The organism is Streptomyces goshikiensis, assembly GCF_014650555.1.
Classification (GTDB): Bacteria; Actinomycetota; Actinomycetes; order Streptomycetales; family Streptomycetaceae; genus Streptomyces; species Streptomyces goshikiensis.
In genome coordinates this window covers 330,352-349,689 of sequence record NZ_BMVE01000003.1, presented here as the reverse complement: position 1 = coordinate 349,689, position 19,338 = coordinate 330,352, and the positions used below count along the sequence as shown (strand labels likewise).

The window sequence follows — 19,338 nt, the reverse complement described above, 5'->3', positions numbered from 1 at the left end:
ATGCCTGGACACACCGACAACGAGATCACCGTCAACGCGCCCGTCGACGTCGTGTGGGACGTCACCAACGACCTCCCCAACTGGCCGCAGCTCTTCAGCGAGTACGCCTCGATCGAGATCCTCGACAAGGTCGGGGACACCACCAAGTTCCGCCTCGCCATGCACCCGGACGAGAACGGCGTGGTGTGGAGCTGGGTCTCGGAGCGCACCCTGGACCGGGACGCGCTCACCGTGAAGGCGCGCCGGGTCGAGACCGGCCCGTTCGCCCACATGAACATCCACTGGGAGTACGCGCCGGCCCCCGGCGGCGGCACCCGGATGCGGTGGGTGCAGGACTTCGCGATGAAGCCGGAGGCCCCGGTGGACGACGCGTGGATGACCGACAACATCAACCGCAACTCCCGGATCCAGATGGCCCTCATCCGGGACAAGATCGAGCAGCGCGAGCGGGAGGGCCGTACGCCCGTGGCCGACCGCGTCTGAGGCGCGCCACGAGCCACGAGCAGCAGACGAGAACGACGACGAAGAAAGGGGAATCCTCCCGATGCACCAAGCTCTCATCGTGGCCCGAATGGCGCCCGGCTCGGCGCCGGACATCGCGGGCCTGTTCGCCGACTCGGACGCCGGCGAACTGCCCGGCCTGATCGGGGTGCGCCGCCGCAGCCTCTTCCAGTTCGGCGAGGTGTACCTCCACCTGATCGAGTCCGACAAGGACCCCGGCCCGGCGATCGCCCGGGCGACGTCGCACCCGGAGTTCACGGGTCTCAGCGACCGGCTGTCGGCGTACATCAGCCCGCACGACCCGGAGACCTGGCGCAGCCCGAAGGACGCGATGGCGCACCGGTTCTACACCTGGGAGCGTGACGCCCGCAGGTAGTCCCACGGCGGCGAACGCGGCCGGCATCCCGGATTTCCGGGATGCCGGCCGCGGGCATGTCAGGCGGAGGGGCGGATTCCTCACCGCTTGTGACCGAGGCAATTCGGCAGGTAGTAATTGGGTGAATCCCTGACTGAATCGCCGTCAATAAGCCTCAAGCCTTATCTCGATTTGATAACGACATCCCCCAAAAAGGCCTGGACCATTACTCCATGATGCGCGTAACTCACTTATTTTTTATGTGAATTGACGGATCATCAGAAAAGAGAACAAGGTAACAGACAGGTATCTCGGACGGCGCTCCAGTTTGTCCGAATTCTCCACCGCGCCCGTCTGGCAGGCTTCCGCGCACCCACTCCCCTGGATCAGGAATTGAGGTGCGCATGACTGGAAACAGAAGGAAGCAGCGCGAACACCGGCGCAGACCCCGGCGGTTCATACTCGTCACCGCCGCCCTGGCCTCGGCGGCGGTGCTCGCGGGGGGCATCGCCTACTCCGGACTCGGTGACGACGCCCAGGCAGGACCGGCGGAGGCCGGCGGTGCGCTGGCCGACACCGTCGTACCGGCGGCCGCACCGGCACGCGACGAGGAGCCGGCGCCCATCGTCGGCGAGCCCGCCGAAGCGGACGCCAAGCGCGGCATGGTCTTCGACGGCCTCAAGGCCGCCCCGAAGGGCGACCGCTGCGTCGGCGTCTACCGCACCGAAGGCGGTCTCTGTACGCACGGCCCCGATGCCCCGCCCAAGGGCGTCGACATCAAGAAGGACATCGAGCCCGCCGTCAAGAGCAAGGCTCCGGCGGCCGACCCGGCCAAGCCCCAGGCGGGCGACCCGGCCAGCACCGAAGGCGGCGGGCGTCCTCAGGACGCGCCCGCCGCGGACGCCTCGTCCGCCAAGGCGGCTCCCGCCGCAGCTCCGGCGCCCGCCGCGGCCTCCGGCAGCCAGGGCGTCGCCGCCGGGCCCGCGGGCCAGACCGTCCAGTGCGACGGCGACGGCAGCACCGGCAACCGCGTCCAGGTCGTGTACGTGCACGGCTCCGACCGCGACCGGTACGCCGAGTACGTGGCCTCGTTCCGCAAGTGGGCGGCCGACGCCGACCTCATCTACTCGGCGAGCGCCAAGGAGACGGGCGGCGTCCGCCACATCCGCTACGTCACGGCCGCCGACTGCACCCCGACGGTTCTCAACATCGAGCTCCCGGCCTCCGCGCTCTCCGAGTTCAGCGCGACGAACAACGCGCTCGCCGGCAAGGGCCTCGACCGCCGTGACCGCAAGTACATGATCTTCGCGGACACCCAGGTCTACTGCGGCATCGGCACCTTCAACGGCGACGAGCGTCCCGGCCAGACCAACCAGAGCAACTTCGGCCCCTCCTACGGCCGTACCGACTCCGGCTGCTGGGGCGGCCACACCGCCGCGCACGAACTCGGCCACAACCTGGGCGCGGTCAACAACAGCGCGCCCAACACCAGCCGGGGCGCGCACTGCACGGACGAGTGGGACGTCATGTGCTACTCGGACACGCCGTACTACCCGCAGATGCGCAACGTCTGCACCAACCAGGCGTCCGAGAACATCCTGGACTGCAACCACGACGACTACTTCCACACCAACCCCAAGCCGGGCAGCTACCTGGCCACGCACTGGAACATCGCGGACAACCAGTTCCTGATGAAGGGCAACGGCGGGGGCGGCACCACCAACCCCGATCCGTCGCCCAAGCCGACGGCGAGCCCGACCTCCAAGCCGACGCCCACCCCGACGCCCACCAAGCAGCCCACCGGCGGGCCGACGGTGACCGCCGGCCAGATCCAGGCGGACTCCGTCGTGGTGAGCTGGCCCAAGGTGGACGGCGCGGCCTGGTACCAGGTCCTGCTGGGCGGCAAGCACCTGACGTGGGTCCAGTCGACCGCGCTGCGGATCTACAACCTCCAGCCCGGCACCGAGTACAAGGTCGCCGTGTCGGTCCGGGACGGCTCCGGCCGTGACACCGGCCCCGGCAAGACCACCTCCTTCCGTACGACGAGCAAGGGCGGCGGGACCACCACCCCGAACACCCGCTACCTGCTCGGCAACGGCAGCACCGGCATGAACGCCGAGCTGTGGGGCGGCCGCACCGCGGACAACACCGTCCTCGTCGGCGGACGCGCCAACGGCTACGCCCAGCAGCAGTGGTACTTCGACGACGCGGGCAGCGGACTCGTCCGCGTCCGGTCCGCCGTCTCCGGCAAGTGCCTCCAGATGGGCGGCGCCCCGGCCGCGGGCATGTGGATCGCGCAGCAGCCCTGTGGGAGCGGCGCCGCGCAGAAGTGGAAGATGTCGGCCAGCGGTGGCGGCATGACGCTCGCGGACTCCAGCGGCGGCTTCGCCCTGACCGTGAGCAACCGCCCCTACTACGGGTACTGGCTGCTCGACCTCCAGAAGGCGGACGGCCGCCCGGCCCAGGTCTGGACGGTCCAGAAGGCCGGCTGACCGGCCCGAGCCGCGGGCCGCGAGCCCGGTCCGGCTCCGCTTTCCCCGGCGGGCGGTCGCCCCTCCCCTGCGACCGCCCGCCGGCCCCTCTCATCTCAACTCGTCCCAAGGAACGCGACGATGCGCACACGACACGCTTTCCCGACCTTCAGATCCATCGGCCTGTGGTTCCTGCTGCTCCTGTGCCAGGCCATGGCGCTCGCCGTCTCCACCCCCGCCCAGGCCCACGGCGACACCGTGAAGGTCGTGGTCACCGGGCAGCGGGAGGGCCACGTCACCGCCGACATCACCTGGGAGAACGACGGGGACGCCATCGACGAGACGGTCGCGGCCACCGTGAACGCCGTCAGTCCCGACGGCGCCCGCTCGGAGGGCCCCTGGAAGCTGGTCCGCGACACCGGCAAGCCCGCGGGCTGGACCACCGCCGAGGCGCTGCCGCCCGGCTCCTGGAAGGTCAGCGTCGACGTGGGGTTCCCCGCGCTCGGTCACGGGGACAAGGAGGTCGCCGTACCGGTGGTGGACCCGGCTCCGGCCACGAGCCCCACCGCCCCGCAGCCCGCCGCCTCCGGCACCCCCGACGCCTCCGCGACGCCGTCGGCGGCGGCTCCCGGCGCGTCGGCGGACCCGTCGCCCTCCTCCGCGTCCAGCGCCGCCCCGCAAGCCGCGGGCGACGACGACGGCGGGGACGGCACCCTGTGGTGGACCACGGCCGGAGTGGCCGCGACCGCCCTGGCCGGCGCCGCCGCCGGCATCCTCCTGCGCCGCGCCCGCGCCCGCAGACTGCGTTCCTGAGCGGCCCGCGTCCCCGTCGCTAGGACATCGGGTCCGGATAACCCACCTGGGCCCGGCCCGAGTCCACGGCGATGTCGAGGACCCGGCCGGAGGCCGGGTCGCTCAGGGCCTCGGGCACCTCGCAGCGGCCCGGCCCCACCTCGCAGCCGACCCGGAAGCGGCCGGCCGCGGGCACGGTCAGGCGTACCCGGCCCGAGGCGACCCGCGCCGTCACCCGCTCCGGCGGGGTGAGGAAGGCGGCCTCGCCCCGGCCCGAGCCCACCCGGACGTCGGCGCGGGCGGAGGTCAGGTCGCCGGCCACGAGGCTTCCGGATCCGACCTCCGCGCGCAGCTCCCCGCGCAGCCCGGTCAGCGTGAGCGCGCCGGAGCCCACGCTCGCGTCCACGTTGCCGCTCAGGCCCTTGACGGCGACCCGGCCCGAACCGGCCGTGACCTTGACGGGGATCCCGTCGGGCACGGTCACTCCCAGGCTGACCGAGCAGCCGCCGCCGGCGCCCAGCAGGCTCCCCTCGCCGGAGCAGCGCGGGGTCAGCCGCAGGGAGCCCCCGAGCCAGCTCTCCTCGATGACGGGCGCCCCGAGGGACCAGCGGACCTCCGCCCGGTAGCCGACCTCCCGGTCGGAGCGGGGCGTGACGCTCACGTTCGCATCGCCCCCGACGATCTCCACCGCCGTCACGGGCCGCCCACCGCTGCCGCCGTACAGGACGCGGCTCTGGGTGACCCCGTGGGCGAACACCTGCCAGGCGAGGGGCGCCAGGACGAGGACCGCGCTGAGCAGCGCGGCGGTGATCCAGGCGCGCCGGTGCACCGGGCGGGGCGGGGCGGGCGGTGCGGGCCGGGCCGCTTCGGCCGGCCTCACGGTGTGCCGTCCAGGAAGCGCAGGACGGCGAGCACCCGGCGGTGGTCCCCGTCGGCCGCCGACAGGTCGAGCTTCGCGAAGATGCTGTTGATGTGCTTGGCCACCGCGCTCTCGCTCACCACGAGCGCGGCGGCGATGCCGCCGTTGGAGCGCCCTTCCGCCATCAGTGCCAGTACCTCGCGTTCGCGCGGGGTGAGCCGCGAGAGCGGGTCCGGTCCGCCGCCCCGGCGCAGCAGCAGCTGCGCGACGACCTGGGGGTCGAGGGCGGTGCCGCCGCCCGCCACCCGCCGCAGGGCGTCGATGAACTCCTCGACGTCGGCGACCCGTTGTTTGAGCAGGTAGCCGATCCCGGCCGGGCTCTGGGTGGCCAGCAGGTCGGCGGCGTAGCGCTCCTCGACGTACTGCGAGAGCAGCAGCACGGCCGTGGCGGGGCTCGCCTCGCGTATCCTCAGCGCCGCCCGGACGCCCTCGTCGGTGAACCCCGGCGGCATCCGGACGTCCACGAGGGCCAGTTCGGGCCGGTGCGTCTCGACGGCGGCCAGCAGGCTCTCGGCGTCGCCGGTCTCGGCGGCCACCTCGAACCCGGCCATTTCGAGGACTCTGACGAGTCCGATGCGCAGCAGGACGGAGTCCTCGGCGATCACAGCCCGCACGGCAGCTCCACGGTGACGACGGTCGGGCCCCCGAGGGGGCTGTTGATCATGATGGTTCCATCGACCGACCCTACGCGTTTGCGCAGGCCGACCAGTCCGGTCCCGCCGGCCGGGTCCGCGCCGCCCACCCCGTCGTCGGTGACGACCAGGCGCAGCAGGTCCCCGCGCCGCCGGTCCGGCATCCGGTCCACGCGTACGGAACAGGCCTTCGCGCGGGCGTGTTTGGCGACGTTGGCGAGGGCCTCGGAGACCACGAAATAGGCGACGGCCTCGACGGTGGGCCCCGGCCGGGTGCCCATGTCCACGGTCAGTTCCACCGGCAGCGGAGCGCGCGCCGCGAGCCCGGAGAGCGCGGCGTCGAGCCCGCGGTCCTCCAGGACGGCCGGATGCAGGCCCCGTACCAGGCTGTTGAGTTCCTCGATGGCCTCCTTCGCCTCCCGGTGGGCCTCGTCGATGACGGCCTTGGCCTCGGGCGGCAGATCGGGCAGGGTGGCGCGGGCGATGCCGAGGTTCATGGCGAGGGAGACCAGGCGCTGCTGGGCCCCGTCGTGCAAGTCCCGCTCGATCCGCCGGCGTTCGAGGTCGGCGGCGTCGAGGACCCCGGCCCGGCTCTCGGCGAGGTCTTCGACGCGGCGCTCCAGCTCCCGGGCCCGGTTGGGTCCGAGGAGGGTGGCGGCCGCGGCGGAGTCGAGCCGGGTGAGGAGGGCGGCCGGCCAGGGGGCGGCGAGCAGCAGCAGGGCCCCGGCCACGGTGACGAGGTCGTAGGCGCCCGCCAGGCCGGGGCCCGAACGGTCGGGAGGCAGCGCCCAGGCCCACCCGTAGACGCTCGCGCCGGCGAAGCCGCCGGCCCAGACGAGCACCTGCAGCGCACCCCCGAGGCCCATGAGCGGGCTGACGAGGAGGTGGTACGCGTACTGCCGCCAGGTCGCGTCGGAGCGCAGCCGCTCGGCGACCCCCTTCGGCGTCGACCAGGGGTGCGCGCGGACCACTTCGGGAACTTCGAGTCCCAGCAGCGACCAGAAGCGGCTGCGCTGGAGCCGGCCGAGCAGGGGCCCGAGGGCGAGTACGAGGACCAGCCAGAGCGGGACGGACAGCAGGCCGAGCCCGGCGGGCAGCGCGGCCGGTATCGCCGCGACGGCGAAGGCCGTGTTGCGCCAGGCCCAGGCCGACCAGGGGCCGTGCGCGGCGATCCAGGTGTACGTACGCCTCAGAGCGCCGCGAGTTGCCATGCCCGTACGGTAATCGCACTGGTCAGGGGCATGCCACCCTGCTGGTACCCGCCCGGGGGTGTACCCAGCACCACCCCCGGTTCGGATCGTGGGGCTACTGATTCGGGCGGCCGCGGCGACGAGTGTGGAGGGGTGCCCGCAGGACGGACCCGCCGGGCCGGGAGGAGACCCACCGACATGGCCCTGATGACCCCTCAGTTCCAGGCGCGCCGCAGCCCCCTCGACGGCGCCCGGCCGGGTCGTGCGGCCCGGCGCGCGGCGCTGCCGCGGCCGGCGACGGTGCTCACCGGGGCCGGGCTGGCGCTGCTGCCGTGGATGGTGGTGCTGGCGAAGACGCTGCCGCAGGCGGCGGAGGTCTCCCACTGGTCCACCGCGTGGATCGGCCTGGACGCGATGCTGGCCGCCGGGCTGACCGGCACCGGGGTGCTGCTGCGCAGGTGCGACCCGCGGGTGGTCCCGGTGGCGGCGGCGACGGCCGCGCTGCTCCTGGTGGACGCCTGGTTCGACGTCACGACCTCGGCCGGCACCGGCGGCCAGGGCCTGGCGCTGCTGCTCGCGGCCGGCGCCGAACTGCCGCTGGCCGCGCTCTGCGCGGCGGTTGCGGCGCGCCGCACCGGCTGACGGAGCGGAGCCGGGCAGCCGCGCGGGCTCAGACCCGGCCGCCGCCGCGCGGCCGGAAGCGCACGACGGCCGCGCGGCCCTCGGTCCGTACCCGGCAGGCGAGCCCGGCCGGCGCCAAGGCCGCGTCGTACCGGGCGAGTTCGACGGTCTTCCCCGGGCCGGCTCCGGCGCCTTCGAGGACCGCCGGGCCGTCCAGCGCGACCACCAGCAGCGTCTCGCCGGGCTCCGCCGCCGCGAGCGCCAGGTCGCCCCGGACGACGGCGGTCTCGGCCCGCGTCGTCTCCCTGCGGTACATCACGTTGAAGTTCACGACGGGACCGTCCAGGAGCCGGCAGTCGGTCGGTGCGTCCCCGGCGAAGTGGCGGGGCGCGTAGCGTTCGTCGACCAGCCGGTGCGCGCCCGCGACCGTGAGGTCCATGCCGGCGCCCTCGGCGAGGGTGAGCGTACGGTCGATGCCGGGGAAGCCTGAGAAGGGGCCGTCGGCGGCCACGTCGGCGAGGCTCACCCGCCACTCGAAAGCGCCCGTCCCGGCGGACTCCGGCCAGGCCGCGATCTCCCGGGTGACTCCCCCGCCGTTCTTCCAGACGGCGGCCGCCCGCTCCGCCGCCCGCAGGACCCTTACCTCGTTGCCACTGGTCATCGCGCTGTTCCTTCCGTCGGCCCGGCGAACCCGATGGGGCTTCCCTCCCCCCATGATCGCGGGTGTTCGCCGCCCCGTTCCTCCGGAACTCGAACTCACCTGCGCGCGACGGGACGTGCCGGTTCGTCGCCATGGGCGGCGGGTTCACGACGTGTACCCGACCTTCACCAGCGGCCGGGGCGTCGCCCCGACCCGCCTACCGCACGGACCCCCGGCAGCGGCGGGTAATGGCCAAAACCACCGGGAGCGCTCTCACGCTCCCGGCCGTTCGGGTTACCCTGCTGCCCGCCGGGGCGCGCACCGCCTCCGGCCGCGCATCAGGAGCATGAGGAGCCGCCCGTGCCCGCACAGCCGTCCGCGCCCGGCAGCCGTCCGACCCTGGAGGCCGTGGCGGCGCGCGCCGGGGTCTCGCGGGCCACCGCCTCCCGCGTCGTCAACGGCGGCGAGGGCGTGCGCGCGCACGTGGTGGACAAGGTACGGGTGGCCATCCGGGAACTCGGCTACGTACCCAACCAGGCGGCCCGGACCCTCGTGACCCGGCGCACCGGCGCCGTCGCGGTCATCATCGCGGAGCCGGAGGTACGGATCTTCTCCGACCCGTTCTTCTCCCGGCAGGTGCGCGGCATCAGCAAGGAGCTGACGGCGCACGACACCCAGCTCGTGCTGCTGCTCGTGGAGGACCGCGGGGACTACGACCGCATCGAGCGCTATCTGGCGGGCGGCCACGTGGACGGCGCGCTCGCGTTCTCCCTGCACACCGACGACCCGCTGCCCGCGATCACCCGGCGCATCGGGATGCCGACGGTCTACGGCGGCCGTCCCGGCTGGACCGGCGGCCCCGGGGAGCCGGGCGGGGTGTCGTACGTCGACGCCGACAACCGCGGCGGCGCGCGGGAGGCCGTACGGCACCTGCTGGAGCGGGGTCGCCGGCGGATCGCGCACATCGCCGGCCCGCTCGACCAGACCTCGGCGACGGACCGGCTGGACGGGTACCGGGACGTGCTGCGCGAGAGCGACCCCGCGCTGATCGCCGAGGGGGACTTCACCTCGGCGGGCGGAGCCCGCGCGATGGCGGAGCTGCTGGAGCGCGCCCCCGGGCTCGACGCGGTGTTCGCGGCGAACGACCTGATGGCGACGGGCGCGCTGCGGGTGCTGCGCGAACGCGGTCTCGGCGTCCCCGCGGACGTCTCGCTGGTCGGCTTCGACGACACCGAGCAGGTGGCGGAGGCCGCGGATCCGCCGCTGACGACGGTGCGCCAGGACATCGAGGGGATGGGCCGGCTGATGGCCGGGCTGCTGCTGCGCACCCTCGCCCGGGGCCGGACCGCCACCGCCGGCGGCGCCCCGCCGGAATCGGTGATCACCCCGACGACGCTGGTGCGCCGCGCCTCGTCCTGAGCACGGCCCCGGCGCGAGGGCGAGACCCGCGCGACGGCGAACGCCCGCCGCGGCGCCGCTCGGGGAGCGGCGCCGCGGCGGGCGTGGCACGGTCGGCGACCCGGCCGTGATTACTCGATGACGAGCTCGACGGGGATGTTGCCGCGGGTGGCCTTGGAGTAGGGGCAGACCTCGTGGGCCTGCTTGACCAGCAGGGTGCCCGTCTCGCCGGCGAGGGACTCGGGGAGCTCGACGCGCAGGGTGACGGCCAGGCCGAAGCCGTTGCCGTCCTTGCCGATGGAGGCCTCTGCGGTGACGGAGATGTCACCGGTGTCGACCTTGGCCTGACGGCCGACGAGGCCGAGGGCGCTGGCGAAGCAGGCCGCGTACCCGGCGGCGAAGAGCTGCTCGGGGTTGGTGCCCTGGCCGTTGCCGCCGAGCGCCGGCGGCATGGCCAGCGCGAGGTCGATCTGGCCGTCGGAGCTGACGGCACGGCCTTCGCGGCCGTTGGCGGTGGCGACAGCGGTGTACAGCGCGTCCATCGGAGGGTCCTCTCACAGGGGGTGAACCGTCGCGGCCGGTGCCGGCCGCTGACATAAATATTGCACACGATTAAGTTGTGCACAACTCAATGGCCCGCAAGAGGGCCCGGGTACACTGGCCATCATGACCGAGCAGCCGACCGCCGACGCCCCCCGCGAGCAGGACTTCCTCCGCCTGGACGGCCAGATCTGCTTCGCGCTGAACGCCGCGAGCCGCGCCTTCGGGGGCCTCTACCGCGTCGTCCTCAAGGACCTCGGCCTGACCTACCCGCAGTACCTGGTGATGCTGGTGCTCTGGGAGCACGGCGAGCTGCCCGTCAAGGAGCTCGGCCACCACCTGCGCCTGGACTCGGGCACGCTGTCCCCGCTGCTCAAGCGGCTGGAGGCGACCGGGCTGATCCGCCGCGAGCGCAGCGCCGAGGACGAGCGGTCCGTCCACGTCAGCCTCACCGACGAGGGGGTCGCACTGCGCACCCGCGCGGTGGAGGTGCCCCGGCGCATCGCCGCGGCCACCGGGTTCGAGCTGACCGAGATCCGCGACCTGCAGACGCGGCTGAACAAGCTCACGGCCGCGCTCGACGCGGCCGCGCCGGAAGTCTGACCGACCCGGCGACCCCGCGACCCCGCGATCCGAGGGCGCTCTAGGCGTCCTTCTCCATGGGCCGGCGCAGCCGCTCCAGCAGGGCGTAGAGCGTCGCGCTCTCCGCCTCGTCGAGGGTGTCGAGGGCGCCGTGGGTCGCCTGCATCTCCTCGCGCACCCGCCGGATGATCTCGCGGCCCTCGTCCGTCGCCACGACGTTCTTGACGCGGCGGTCGGCGGGGTCCGGTTCGCGGCGCACCAGTGCGCGCCCCTCCAGCCGGTCCACGATCCCGGTGACGTTGGACGCGTCACACACCAGCAGCGTGGCCAGACCGCGCATCGGCACCGGGCCGTCGAGTTGCGCGAGCACGCGCGCCTGGGTGGACGTCAGCCCGTACCGGGCCGCGGCGGCGGCGAAGTCGCGCCACTGGGCGGTCCCGATCGCGGCGAGCAGCTCCAGCAACTGGAGCTTGGTGGGGGCCTGCGGAGTGGTGGCGCTCATGACTGGAGCGTACTCAAGATGCTTGACATTATCAATTGTTTACTTGACCTCCTCAAGTATTTTCGCCTACCTTCTTCGAAGTACTTGATGACATCAAACATCTGCGATCTGAAGCACTAAGAAGGTCCCGCCTCCCATGAGCACCACCGCACCCGCACCCGCCACCGACGCACCGCCCAGGAACGAGACGGTCATCGTCTTCGCCCTGAGCCTCGCCGCCATGGTCGTGTCGATGATGCAGACCCTGCCCGTCCCGATCCTGGGCCTGATCCGCACCGACCTCGGCACCTCCACCGCCAACGTCAGCTGGGTGACCACCGCGACCCTGCTGTCCGCCGCCGTCTTCACCCCGCTGCTCGGCCGCTTCGGCGACCAGCACGGCAAGAAGCCCACCCTGGTGGCCGTCCTCGGCGTCATGGTCGCGGGCTCCGTCATCGCCGCGGTCGCGAGCTCGCTGCCGCTGCTGATCCTGGGACGGGTGCTCCAGGGCGCCGCCACCGCGATCTTCCCGCTGGCCCTTTCGGTGCTGCGCGAGGAGGTCCGGCCCCAGAAGCTGCCCGGCGCCATGGCACTGGTCAGCGGCACGCTCGCGTTCGGCAGCGGCCTCGCGCTCGTCGCCACCGGTCTGCTCACCTCGGGCTCCGACGCCGACTACCGCAACGCCTTCTGGATGGCGACCGGCTTCGCGGTCCTCGCCCTGCTCGCCGTCGTCTTCCTGGTCCCCGCCACCCGCCACAAGACCGGCGGCCGTACGGACTTCCTCGGCGCGCTGACCCTCGGCATCGCCCTGCTGCTCCTCCTGCTGCCGATCTCGCAGGGCCACGAGTGGGGCTGGGCCTCCGCCCGTACGCTGGGCAGCTTCGCCGGCGCCGCCGTCATGACCGCCGTCTGGGTCATGGTCGAGCGCAAGGTGCGCGAGCCGCTCGTCGACATGAAGATGTTCGTCCACCGCCCGGTGCTCATGGCCAACCTGGCCGGCATCCTCGTCGGCTTCGGCATGTTCGCGAACTTCCTGGGCGTCTCCTACCTCGTCCAGATGCCGCAGAAGCTCACCGGCTACGGCTTCGACGCCTCGATCCTGCGCGCGTCGGTCCAGTTCCTGCTGCCGGGTGCGATCGTCTCGCTGCTCGCCTCCCCCGTCGGTGGCCAGCTGGTCCGCCACCGCGGTCCCCGGGTCGCGCTCGCCCTGGCCGCCGCGCTCGGCGCCGTCGGCTTCGGCTGGCTCGCCGTGGACCACGGCCACACGTTCTCGGTGATCGGCGCCGGCCTGATCGTCGGTGCGGCCGTCAGCTTCGGCTACGCGGCCATGCCCGCCGTGATCATGTCGAGCGTCCCGCACCACCAGAGCGGCATCGCCAACGGCATCAACTCGATCTCCCGTTCCACGGGCAGCGCGATCGGCAGCGCCATCGTCACCACGATCCTGGCGTCCAAGACGATCGAGCACCTGCCGCCGGGCGTTCCGGCGCTGCCCGCCGAGTCCGGTTTCACCCTCACCTTCGTGATCGGCGCCGTGGCCTTCGCCCTCGTGGCACTGATCAGCTGGATCGGCCTGCGCGGCCAGCACGGTCCGCGCGCGTCGGAGTCCTCCACCGGCGCCGCGCAGCCGGCCGCCGCCCCGCAGGCGCGGCAGGACGAGACGGCGAAGGCCGTCTGATTCCCCTCCCCCCAGGGCCCGCGGGTGCGCTGGGGCGGGGAGCAGGCCCGGCCGCGGGAGGCCGGTGACGCTTCGGGCCTGAAAGAAACAAGCCGGGGTCCGCACCAGATGGTGCGGACCCCGGCTCGCGTTCTACGCGTCAGCGCAGGCTTTCAGGTCAGGCGGGAACGATGTTCTCGGCCTGGGGGCCCTTCTGGCCCTGCGTGACATCGAAGTTCACCTTCTGGCCTTCCTGAAGCTCACGGAAGCCCTGGGTGGCGATGTTCGAGTAGTGGGCGAACACGTCAGCGCCGCCGCCGTCCTGCTCGATGAAGCCGAAGCCCTTTTCCGCGTTGAACCACTTCACGGTGCCAGATGCCATGTGCATTTCTCCTTCAGGGGCAGTACCCGGACGCGCACTGTGCGAGCCCGGAGTCGCCGTGATGATTGCCCCATCCGCAAAAAGCACCGGAAATTAAAAATGCACCCGCCGGCGGACCGGCGAGAGCACTTGAAGTCTTTGGGAACCACAACTGCAACTGCGACGACCGTAGCACAGGGAATGCGGGTGGGAGCGGAGCGTTTCCCCCGGTCGGCGGCGGTTTGTTCCCCCACCCGGCGGATTTCGAATATTTCCGCGCGGATGGGGAAGGTAAAACGGCCGTCAGGGCGCGCCTGCCGTCAGCCGCGGAACTCCGCCGTGCGCTCCGGGGAGGCCTCGGCCAGCGCCTTGACCACGGCGTCGACGCCCGCCCGCAGCCCGTAGACCGGGGTGCCCGGCTGCTGGCGCCAGGAGTCGTCGAGGCCGCCCGCGTCGACCGTGTCGAAGCCGAGCTCGTCGATGAGGGCGCGGACGACCTTCTTCGCCGCCTCGTCGTCGGCCGCGACCGGCAGGGCCATCCGGTCCGGGGAACCCGCCGGGAGGGGCTTGCTGAGGATGTCTTCGGCGAAGGTGCCGTTGAACGCCTTGACGACCGGGTGGCCGAGCCGGCCCTCCGTCCAGCGGCTCTCGGTCAGGCCCTCGTCCTCGATGCCGGCGATCCGGCCGTCGCGCCGCTGGGGGTAGTAGTTGCAGGTGTCGATGACGGCGAACCCGTCGGCGGCCCCGTCGAAGAGCCCGGAGGGCAGGTCGGGCACGTTCTTCAGGGGGACGGTCACCACGACCACCTCGGCCCCGCGGGCGGCCTCGGCGACGGTGACCGGGGTCGCGCCCGTCTCCTGCGCCAGCGCCGTCAGCGTCTGGGGGCCGCGCGAGTTCGCGACGGACACCTGGTGCCCGAGGGCGGTGAGCCGGCGGGTCAGGTTGCCGCCGATGTTGCCGGCGCCGATGATGCCGATCTTCATGGGAGCGCTCCAGTGCGTGCGGAATCGGATGTCACGTAACGCGTATCGGGTATCGCGTTGATCCGAACCATGTGACGGCCCCGCGCATTCCGTCCGGCGGTGGAGAATTTTTCGGTCCACCCGAACGAGTGGTGTCCGTCAACTCGGCGCGAACGAAGCCCTGTTCGGGCGGGAGCGGGTACCGGCCGCACCGAGTCACCGATACGCCGCCCGCGTCATATTTCGGCCATTTTCACGGCTTCCGAAAAACCGTCCGAACCGAGAAGGCGCGGGTGAGGGCAGTGCCGGGGCCGCGAACAGGGGCCGAAAACGGGTGGGGCCCGCCGAAGGCGGGCCCCACCTGAAAAACCACGCGTCGCTCGTGACTACGCGCCGCTCGCGCCGAGCATTCCCTCGCGCTCGACGATCTTCACGCGCTCGCGGCCCTCGGGCTCACCGAGCGCCTTCTCGGCGGCGTCCAGCAGGTACCAGCCGTCCCAGGTCGTGTAGCGGACCTGACGCCCGGAGAGGAAGGCCTCGACGGCCTCCGGCGCCGGCGACTGCGGGGTGAGTAGGTTGCCGCCGGCGAAGTCCGCGAGGAGGTTCGCGACGGTCTCGTTCGCATCGCCCTTGGTGTGGCCGATCAGGCCGATCGGGCCACGGCGGATCCAGCCGGTCACGTACGTCGAGGGCAGGGGCTCCCCGGCCTCGATCACGCGGCCGCCCTCGTCCGGGACGGTGCCGGACTCGACGTCCCAGGGGAGCTTGGGCAGCTCGTCCGAGAGGTAGCCGACGGCCCGGTAGACCGACTGGACGTCCCAGTCGGTGAACTGGCCGGTGCCCTTGACGTTGCCGGTGCCGTCGAGCTCGGTGCGCTCCGTGCGCAGGCCCACGACCTTGCCGTCCTCGCCGAGGACCTCGGAGGGCGACTCGAAGAAGTGCAGGAACAGCTTGTGGGGCCGGTCGCCGGTGTCGCGGATCGCCCAGTTCTCCAGGGTCTTGGCGACCATGTCCGCCTGCTTGTTGGAGCGGCGGGTGGCGATGGAGCCCTCGTCGTAGTCGATGTCCTCGGGGTTGACGATGACCTCGATGTTCGGCGAGTGGTCCAGCTCGCGGAGCTCCATCGGGCTGAACTTGGCCTGCGCGGGACCGCGGCGGCCGAAGACGTGCACCTCAAGGGCCTTGTTGACCTTGAGGCCGTCGTAGACGTTCGGCGGTATCTCGGTCGGCAGCAGCTCGTCGGCCGTCTTGGCGAGGATGCGGGCGACGTCGAGCGCGACGTTGCCGACGCCGAGGACGGCGACCTTCTCGGCCTCCAGCGGCCAGGTGCGCGGGACGTCCGGGTGGCCGTCGTACCAGGAGACGAAGTCGGCTGCGCCGTAGGAGCCGTCCAGGTCGACGCCGGGGATGCGCAGCTCGCGGTCGGCGGTCGCGCCGGTGGAGAAGATCACGGCGTCGTAGAAGGAGTGCAGCTCGTCGAGGCTGATGTCGTTCGGGTAGTCGACGTTGCCGAAGAGCCGGACCTGGGGCTTGTCGAGCACCTGGTGGAGGGCGGTGATGATGCCCTTGATCCGCGGGTGGTCGGGGGCGACGCCGTACCGGATCAGGCCGAAGGGAGCGGGCATCCGCTCGAAGAGGTCGATGGAGACACCCGGTTCGGCGGCCGTCTCGGACTTCAGCAGCGCGTCGGCGGCATAGATTCCGGCGGGGCCGGCACCGACGATTGCTACCCGCAGGGGGCGAGACATGACTGGGGTTCCCTTCGACCGACAACAGACTGATCAAAGGAACCCTAAACTAAGGCCACCCTAACCCGGTACCCGCCCCCCGTCTATGCCCCCATAACCCGACCTTATGCCTCTCCCAAGCATTGCTTTGAGGGCCGTTCGGGGCCCGCCTCCCGCGGGAGGCGGGCGGGGGCGGCCGTCAGGCCTCGTACTCGGTGAGGTCGATGGTGTGCACCTGGAGGAGGTGGCCGTGCTCGGGGTCGGTGGTGTCCCGGTCCGGCTCCATGCCGAGCTTGCGGATCACGTTCTCGGAGTCGTCGTTGCCCGCCCGGTTGATGGCGATGACCCGGTCGAGACCCCGGTCCTGGAGGGCGAACTCCAAGGTGGCCTGGGCGGCTTCGGAGGCGTAGCCCTGGCCCCAGTACGAACGTCCGAGGCGCCAGGTGATCTCCACGGCGGGCAGCACCTCGGGCAGCCACTCCGGTACGGAGAGCCCGACCACGCCGATCAGCTCGCCCGAGGCCAGCAGCTCGACCGCGAACGGGCCGAAGCCCTCCTCGTCCCACTCGTCCTCGAAGCGCTCGATGTCCTCGGCGGTCCCGTCGAGGTCGAGGGTGGAGCCGTCTCCGATCCAGCGCATCACCTCCGGGTCGGCGTTGATCTCCGACAGGGGGACGAGGTCGTCGTCGGACCAGCGGCGGAGGAGGAGTCGGGGGGTACGGATCTCGGTCATGCCCCACATCCTGCCGAACGCGGCCGACCAGCGGTAATCCGGGGCCCGCGCGGGCCCCGCGGGCCCCGGCGGCCGGGTCAGCCGGGGCGTTCGCCAGGGGCGAGGGGGACAGTGATCGCGTCGAGTTTGGACCTCAGGTACGCGTGGGAGTCGACGGGTTCGTGGGTGACCCGGCCGAGCGGGGCCGGGAGGGATTCGACCCGGGTGTGCGGATCGCACTCGTAGAAGTAGACGAGCGAGACCAGTTCCTCGGCGGGGGCGTCGGCTGGCGGCGGCAGGACCCGGTGCCGGCCCGCTCGCCAGCGGTCCCCGGTCCAGCGGGCGAGCAGGTCGCCGATGTTGACGGTGAGCGCGGCCGGGTCGTACGGGGCGTCCTGCCAGCCGTCGCGGTCGGTGTGGATCTGGAGGCCGCCCGCCCCCGGTTCGCGGTCGAGGACGGTGACGGTGCCGAAGTCGGTGTGCGCCCCGATGCGGAACTGGCCGGGCAGCGGCGGGCCGACGGTCGCGGTCCCGGGGTACCAGTTGACGTTGAACCCCCAGGTGGGGTGCCCGGTGTGCCGGGTGAAATGGTCCGCGTCCAGCCCCAGGGCGGCGGCCAGCAGTTCCAGCAGCTCGTCCGAGAGGGCCCGCATCGCGGTGAGGTACTCGTGCACCAGCGGCCGCAGCCCGGGGACCTCGGCGGGCCAGGCGTTCGGGCGGAACCACTCGGCGTCGACCCGGGCGACCCCCGTGGGGTCCTCCGCCGCGCACGACCAGGACTCCTTGAGGTCGGGCGGCGAAGCCTGACCCTCCGCGTAGCTGTTGGCCTCCGCTCCCGGGCCGAGCCAGCCGCGGCCCCCGACGGACACGGCGTACGGCTCCTTGACCGCGGCCGGAAGCCGGAAGAAGGCGCGCGCCGCCTCCCGGATCCGGGCGGGCAGCGCGGGGTCGACGCCATGGCCGGTGACCAGCAGGAAACCGGCCGCCTGGAGGGCCTCGTCGACCCGGGCGGCGATCGCGGCGCGCGGCGCGGGCCCGCCCGACCGCCACGGCCCGAGATCGATCACGGGGACCTGGGAACTCACCATCGGGGACCTGCCTTCCGAGCGGGTACCGGGCTTCGGGCGTCCGCTACGGAGACTAGTGCGGTGACCGGGAAGGTTCACCGGGGCGCGACGCCCGGCACGGCACAACTAGAGCGTCTCGGGGGCCGTACCCCGCTCCTGCGGGGTCAGCGCGTACCAGCCGGTGCCGGCGACGTGCCCGGTCCGCCGGAAGCCGGCGCGTCGCAGCACGGCGCGGGAGGGCGCGTTGGCGTCGTCGGCCCCGGCGTACAGCGCGCTCACGCCCGGCTGGGCGAAGGCCCAGGCGCACAGGGCCCGCAGCGCCTCGGTGGCGTGCCCCGCGCCGCGCCCCGAGGGGACGAGGTCGTAGCCGATCTCGGCGCGGCCGTCGCCGTCGGGGGCGGCGTGGAAGCCGATCCCGCCCACCGCCCGGCGGTCCTGGTCGCGGACGATCGCGTACGCGCCCCAGCCCGGCCGGTACGTGCCGTCCTCGCGCGCCTTCACCACCGTCCCGGCGGCGAGCCGGGTGCCCTCGGCGGGCCCGTCGGCGGGCCAGGCGAAACCGCCGGTGCCCCCGGCGCACAGGTCGGCGGCGAGCGCCGGGGAGATCTCGCAGAGGGTGACCCCCCTCCCCCGGACCGGCTCGTTGTACCAGCGCCAGACCCGCGGCCGGGGCAGCCCCGGGAGGTCGGCCCGCCCGGTCGCCCACAGCAGCGCGGCCCAGGGCCCGCCGCCGGTGGCGTGGTGCCGGCGGGCGGCGACGTGGGGGAAGAGGCGGGCGAGGACGCGGGCGGAGAGGTCCGCGGGGGCTTCCCAGGCCGTGCCGCCGGCGCCGCTCAGGATGTCGTGGGTGTGCACCAGCACCTCGGTCACCCCCATCGCGGCGAAGCCGTCGGCGTCCGCCGCGCCGGCCGGGTGCCAGGCCCGGTCGCCCGGGCCGGCGGCGCGCACGGCGGCGCCGAGCAGCCGGCCGGCCGCCTCGACGAGGTCGATCAGGGCGCCGGGCGCGGCGGCGGGGGCGGCGTCCACCAGGAGCGGCAGGTACCCGCCGCTCGCCCGGGCCGCGAGCTGCGCGGCGAAGCCGGTGAGATCGCCCGCCAGGTGGACGGCGGTGTCGCGGCGGCTCCACTCCAGGCCGGCGGCGCGGGCGGACCAGTCGAGCCCGGCCGCCTCCCGCAGCGCGCGCACGCCGAGGGCCACGGCGGTGTCGAGGTCGTCGGCGGCCCGGCCGGGAGTCACGCGCCGCCCCCCGGCAGCGGGCTGCCGCAGCGGGCGCAGTAGCGGGCGCCGGGTTCCGCGGCGAGCCGGCCGCAGTCGGGGCAGACCCGGTGGAGCAGGCAGGCGCTCTCGCCGCCCTCGGCCGGGGCGGGCGCGATGCCGAGGCCCGGGCGGCGGGCGTGCACCGTGAGGTACGCCAGCCCGTCCGGGCCGGCCGTCAGCGAGCGGCGGGACCCCTTCGGCAGCCAGGCGACCGCGAGCGGCCGCAGCGGGTGCGGGCCCTCCTCGCCGTCCAGCCGGCCGGTGCCCTCGACGACGACGAGCAGCACGTCGAGGGCGGGCTCGGCGTGTTGCGCGATGTGGCCGCCGGGCGGCAGCCGGATCAGGTTGGAGTCGAGGCCGCGCGGGCTGCCGGTCAGCCGCCACAGCGCGCCGGTCGCGTCCGCGGGGGCTCCGGCGATCACCGAATCGAGTTCCGTCAGGACCTCGGCATGGCGGAATGGTGTCATCGGACC

Annotated in this window: 21 protein-coding genes; 8 read left to right on the top strand and 13 right to left on the bottom strand. The window is 73.1% G+C overall.

What is annotated here, in order from left to right; translation table 11 throughout:
- The 4 genes from IE248_RS11675 to IE248_RS11660 all read left to right on the top strand — a co-directional run bounded on the left by IE248_RS11675 (position 1) and on the right by IE248_RS11660 (position 4,140).
- Positions 1–483: an SRPBCC family protein gene (locus IE248_RS11675; RefSeq protein WP_073798638.1), complete on the top strand. Its 483-nt coding sequence runs from the start codon at positions 1–3 to the stop codon at positions 481–483.
- A 61-nt stretch (positions 484–544) separates the two neighbouring features.
- Positions 545–877: a TcmI family type II polyketide cyclase gene (locus IE248_RS11670; RefSeq protein ID WP_008742300.1), complete on the top strand. Its 333-nt coding sequence runs from the start codon at positions 545–547 to the stop codon at positions 875–877.
- Between the two features lie 383 nt (positions 878–1,260).
- Positions 1,261–3,348: an RICIN domain-containing protein gene (locus IE248_RS11665; RefSeq protein WP_229895261.1), complete on the top strand. Its 2,088-nt coding sequence runs from the start codon at positions 1,261–1,263 to the stop codon at positions 3,346–3,348.
- A 120-nt stretch (positions 3,349–3,468) separates the two neighbouring features.
- A complete protein-coding gene (locus IE248_RS11660) occupies positions 3,469–4,140 on the top strand; it encodes a hypothetical protein (protein WP_190030665.1) in 672 nt (223 codons plus the stop codon).
- 19 nt (positions 4,141–4,159) lie between these two features.
- On the opposite strand, the gene IE248_RS11655 is transcribed toward IE248_RS11660, so the two are convergent.
- From IE248_RS11655 to IE248_RS11645, 3 genes are read right to left on the bottom strand one after another with little or no spacing between them, the layout of a single operon-like run.
- Positions 4,160–4,999: a DUF4097 family beta strand repeat-containing protein gene (locus IE248_RS11655; protein WP_190030664.1), complete on the bottom strand. Its 840-nt coding sequence runs from the start codon at positions 4,997–4,999 to the stop codon at positions 4,160–4,162.
- Positions 4,996–5,652 (bottom strand): response regulator transcription factor, encoded by a 657-nt coding sequence (locus tag IE248_RS11650; protein ID WP_073798635.1) that lies wholly within the window; start codon positions 5,650–5,652, stop codon positions 4,996–4,998. Before IE248_RS11650 ends, IE248_RS11655 begins: the two co-directional genes overlap by 4 nt.
- Entirely contained in the window at positions 5,640–6,881 is a 1,242-nt protein-coding gene (locus IE248_RS11645; RefSeq protein WP_190030663.1) for a sensor histidine kinase, read from the bottom strand. Before IE248_RS11645 ends, IE248_RS11650 begins: the two co-directional genes overlap by 13 nt.
- A 177-nt stretch (positions 6,882–7,058) precedes the next feature.
- Between IE248_RS11645 and IE248_RS11640 the strand changes: the two genes are divergently transcribed.
- Positions 7,059–7,502, top strand: coding sequence for a hypothetical protein (locus IE248_RS11640; RefSeq protein ID WP_190030662.1), 444 nt, complete (start codon positions 7,059–7,061; stop codon positions 7,500–7,502).
- A gap of 28 nt (positions 7,503–7,530) precedes the next feature.
- Here the strand turns inward: IE248_RS11640 and IE248_RS11635 are convergent, their stop codons facing one another.
- A complete protein-coding gene (locus IE248_RS11635; RefSeq protein ID WP_190030661.1) occupies positions 7,531–8,142 on the bottom strand; it encodes a HutD/Ves family protein in 612 nt (203 codons plus the stop codon).
- A gap of 339 nt (positions 8,143–8,481) precedes the next feature.
- Between IE248_RS11635 and IE248_RS11630 the strand changes: the two genes are divergently transcribed.
- Positions 8,482–9,540 (top strand): LacI family DNA-binding transcriptional regulator, encoded by a 1,059-nt coding sequence (locus IE248_RS11630; RefSeq protein ID WP_190030660.1) that lies wholly within the window; start codon positions 8,482–8,484, stop codon positions 9,538–9,540.
- A 110-nt stretch (positions 9,541–9,650) separates the two neighbouring features.
- On the opposite strand, the gene IE248_RS11625 is transcribed toward IE248_RS11630, so the two are convergent.
- Positions 9,651–10,061 (bottom strand): organic hydroperoxide resistance protein, encoded by a 411-nt coding sequence (locus IE248_RS11625; RefSeq protein WP_073779955.1) that lies wholly within the window; start codon positions 10,059–10,061, stop codon positions 9,651–9,653.
- Positions 10,062–10,185: 124 nt separating this feature from the next.
- On the opposite strand from IE248_RS11625, the gene IE248_RS11620 reads away from it, so the two are divergent.
- The gene (locus IE248_RS11620) at positions 10,186–10,662 is read left to right on the top strand and encodes a MarR family winged helix-turn-helix transcriptional regulator (RefSeq protein ID WP_100580884.1); all 477 of its coding nucleotides are present in this window, start codon (positions 10,186–10,188) and stop codon (positions 10,660–10,662) included.
- A gap of 40 nt (positions 10,663–10,702) precedes the next feature.
- Here IE248_RS11620 and IE248_RS11615 read toward each other — a convergent pair whose 3' ends face one another.
- Positions 10,703–11,143, bottom strand: coding sequence for a MarR family winged helix-turn-helix transcriptional regulator (locus tag IE248_RS11615; protein WP_037798848.1), 441 nt, complete (start codon positions 11,141–11,143; stop codon positions 10,703–10,705).
- A gap of 136 nt (positions 11,144–11,279) precedes the next feature.
- Here IE248_RS11615 and IE248_RS11610 point away from each other — a divergent pair, with 136 nt between their 5' ends.
- A complete protein-coding gene (locus tag IE248_RS11610) occupies positions 11,280–12,800 on the top strand; it encodes an MFS transporter (protein ID WP_190030659.1) in 1,521 nt (506 codons plus the stop codon).
- A 157-nt stretch (positions 12,801–12,957) separates the two neighbouring features.
- On the opposite strand, the gene IE248_RS11605 is transcribed toward IE248_RS11610, so the two are convergent.
- From IE248_RS11605 to IE248_RS11575, 7 genes are all read right to left on the bottom strand, one after another.
- The gene (locus IE248_RS11605; protein WP_030228921.1) at positions 12,958–13,161 is read right to left on the bottom strand and encodes a cold-shock protein; all 204 of its coding nucleotides are present in this window, start codon (positions 13,159–13,161) and stop codon (positions 12,958–12,960) included.
- Between the two features lie 299 nt (positions 13,162–13,460).
- Positions 13,461–14,243, bottom strand: a complete 783-nt coding sequence (locus IE248_RS11600) for an NADPH-dependent F420 reductase (RefSeq protein WP_324910131.1) — start codon at positions 14,241–14,243, stop codon at positions 13,461–13,463.
- Positions 14,244–14,488: 245 nt separating this feature from the next.
- A complete protein-coding gene (locus IE248_RS11595; RefSeq protein ID WP_047960815.1) occupies positions 14,489–15,850 on the bottom strand; it encodes an FAD-dependent oxidoreductase in 1,362 nt (453 codons plus the stop codon).
- A gap of 178 nt (positions 15,851–16,028) precedes the next feature.
- Complete coding sequence (locus IE248_RS11590; protein WP_037798842.1) at positions 16,029–16,562, bottom strand: GNAT family N-acetyltransferase; 534 nt, start codon at positions 16,560–16,562, stop codon at positions 16,029–16,031.
- Positions 16,563–16,639: 77 nt separating this feature from the next.
- On the bottom strand, positions 16,640–17,629 hold the full coding sequence (locus IE248_RS11585; RefSeq protein ID WP_190030658.1) for an isopenicillin N synthase family dioxygenase: 990 nt from the start codon (positions 17,627–17,629) through the stop codon (positions 16,640–16,642).
- Between the two features lie 105 nt (positions 17,630–17,734).
- Positions 17,735–18,844: a GNAT family N-acetyltransferase gene (locus tag IE248_RS11580; RefSeq protein ID WP_190030657.1), complete on the bottom strand. Its 1,110-nt coding sequence runs from the start codon at positions 18,842–18,844 to the stop codon at positions 17,735–17,737.
- A complete protein-coding gene (locus tag IE248_RS11575) occupies positions 18,841–19,332 on the bottom strand; it encodes a hypothetical protein (RefSeq protein ID WP_037798840.1) in 492 nt (163 codons plus the stop codon). The genes IE248_RS11580 and IE248_RS11575 overlap by 4 nt, the downstream gene beginning before the upstream one ends.
- Between the last annotated feature and the right edge of the window lie 6 nt (positions 19,333–19,338).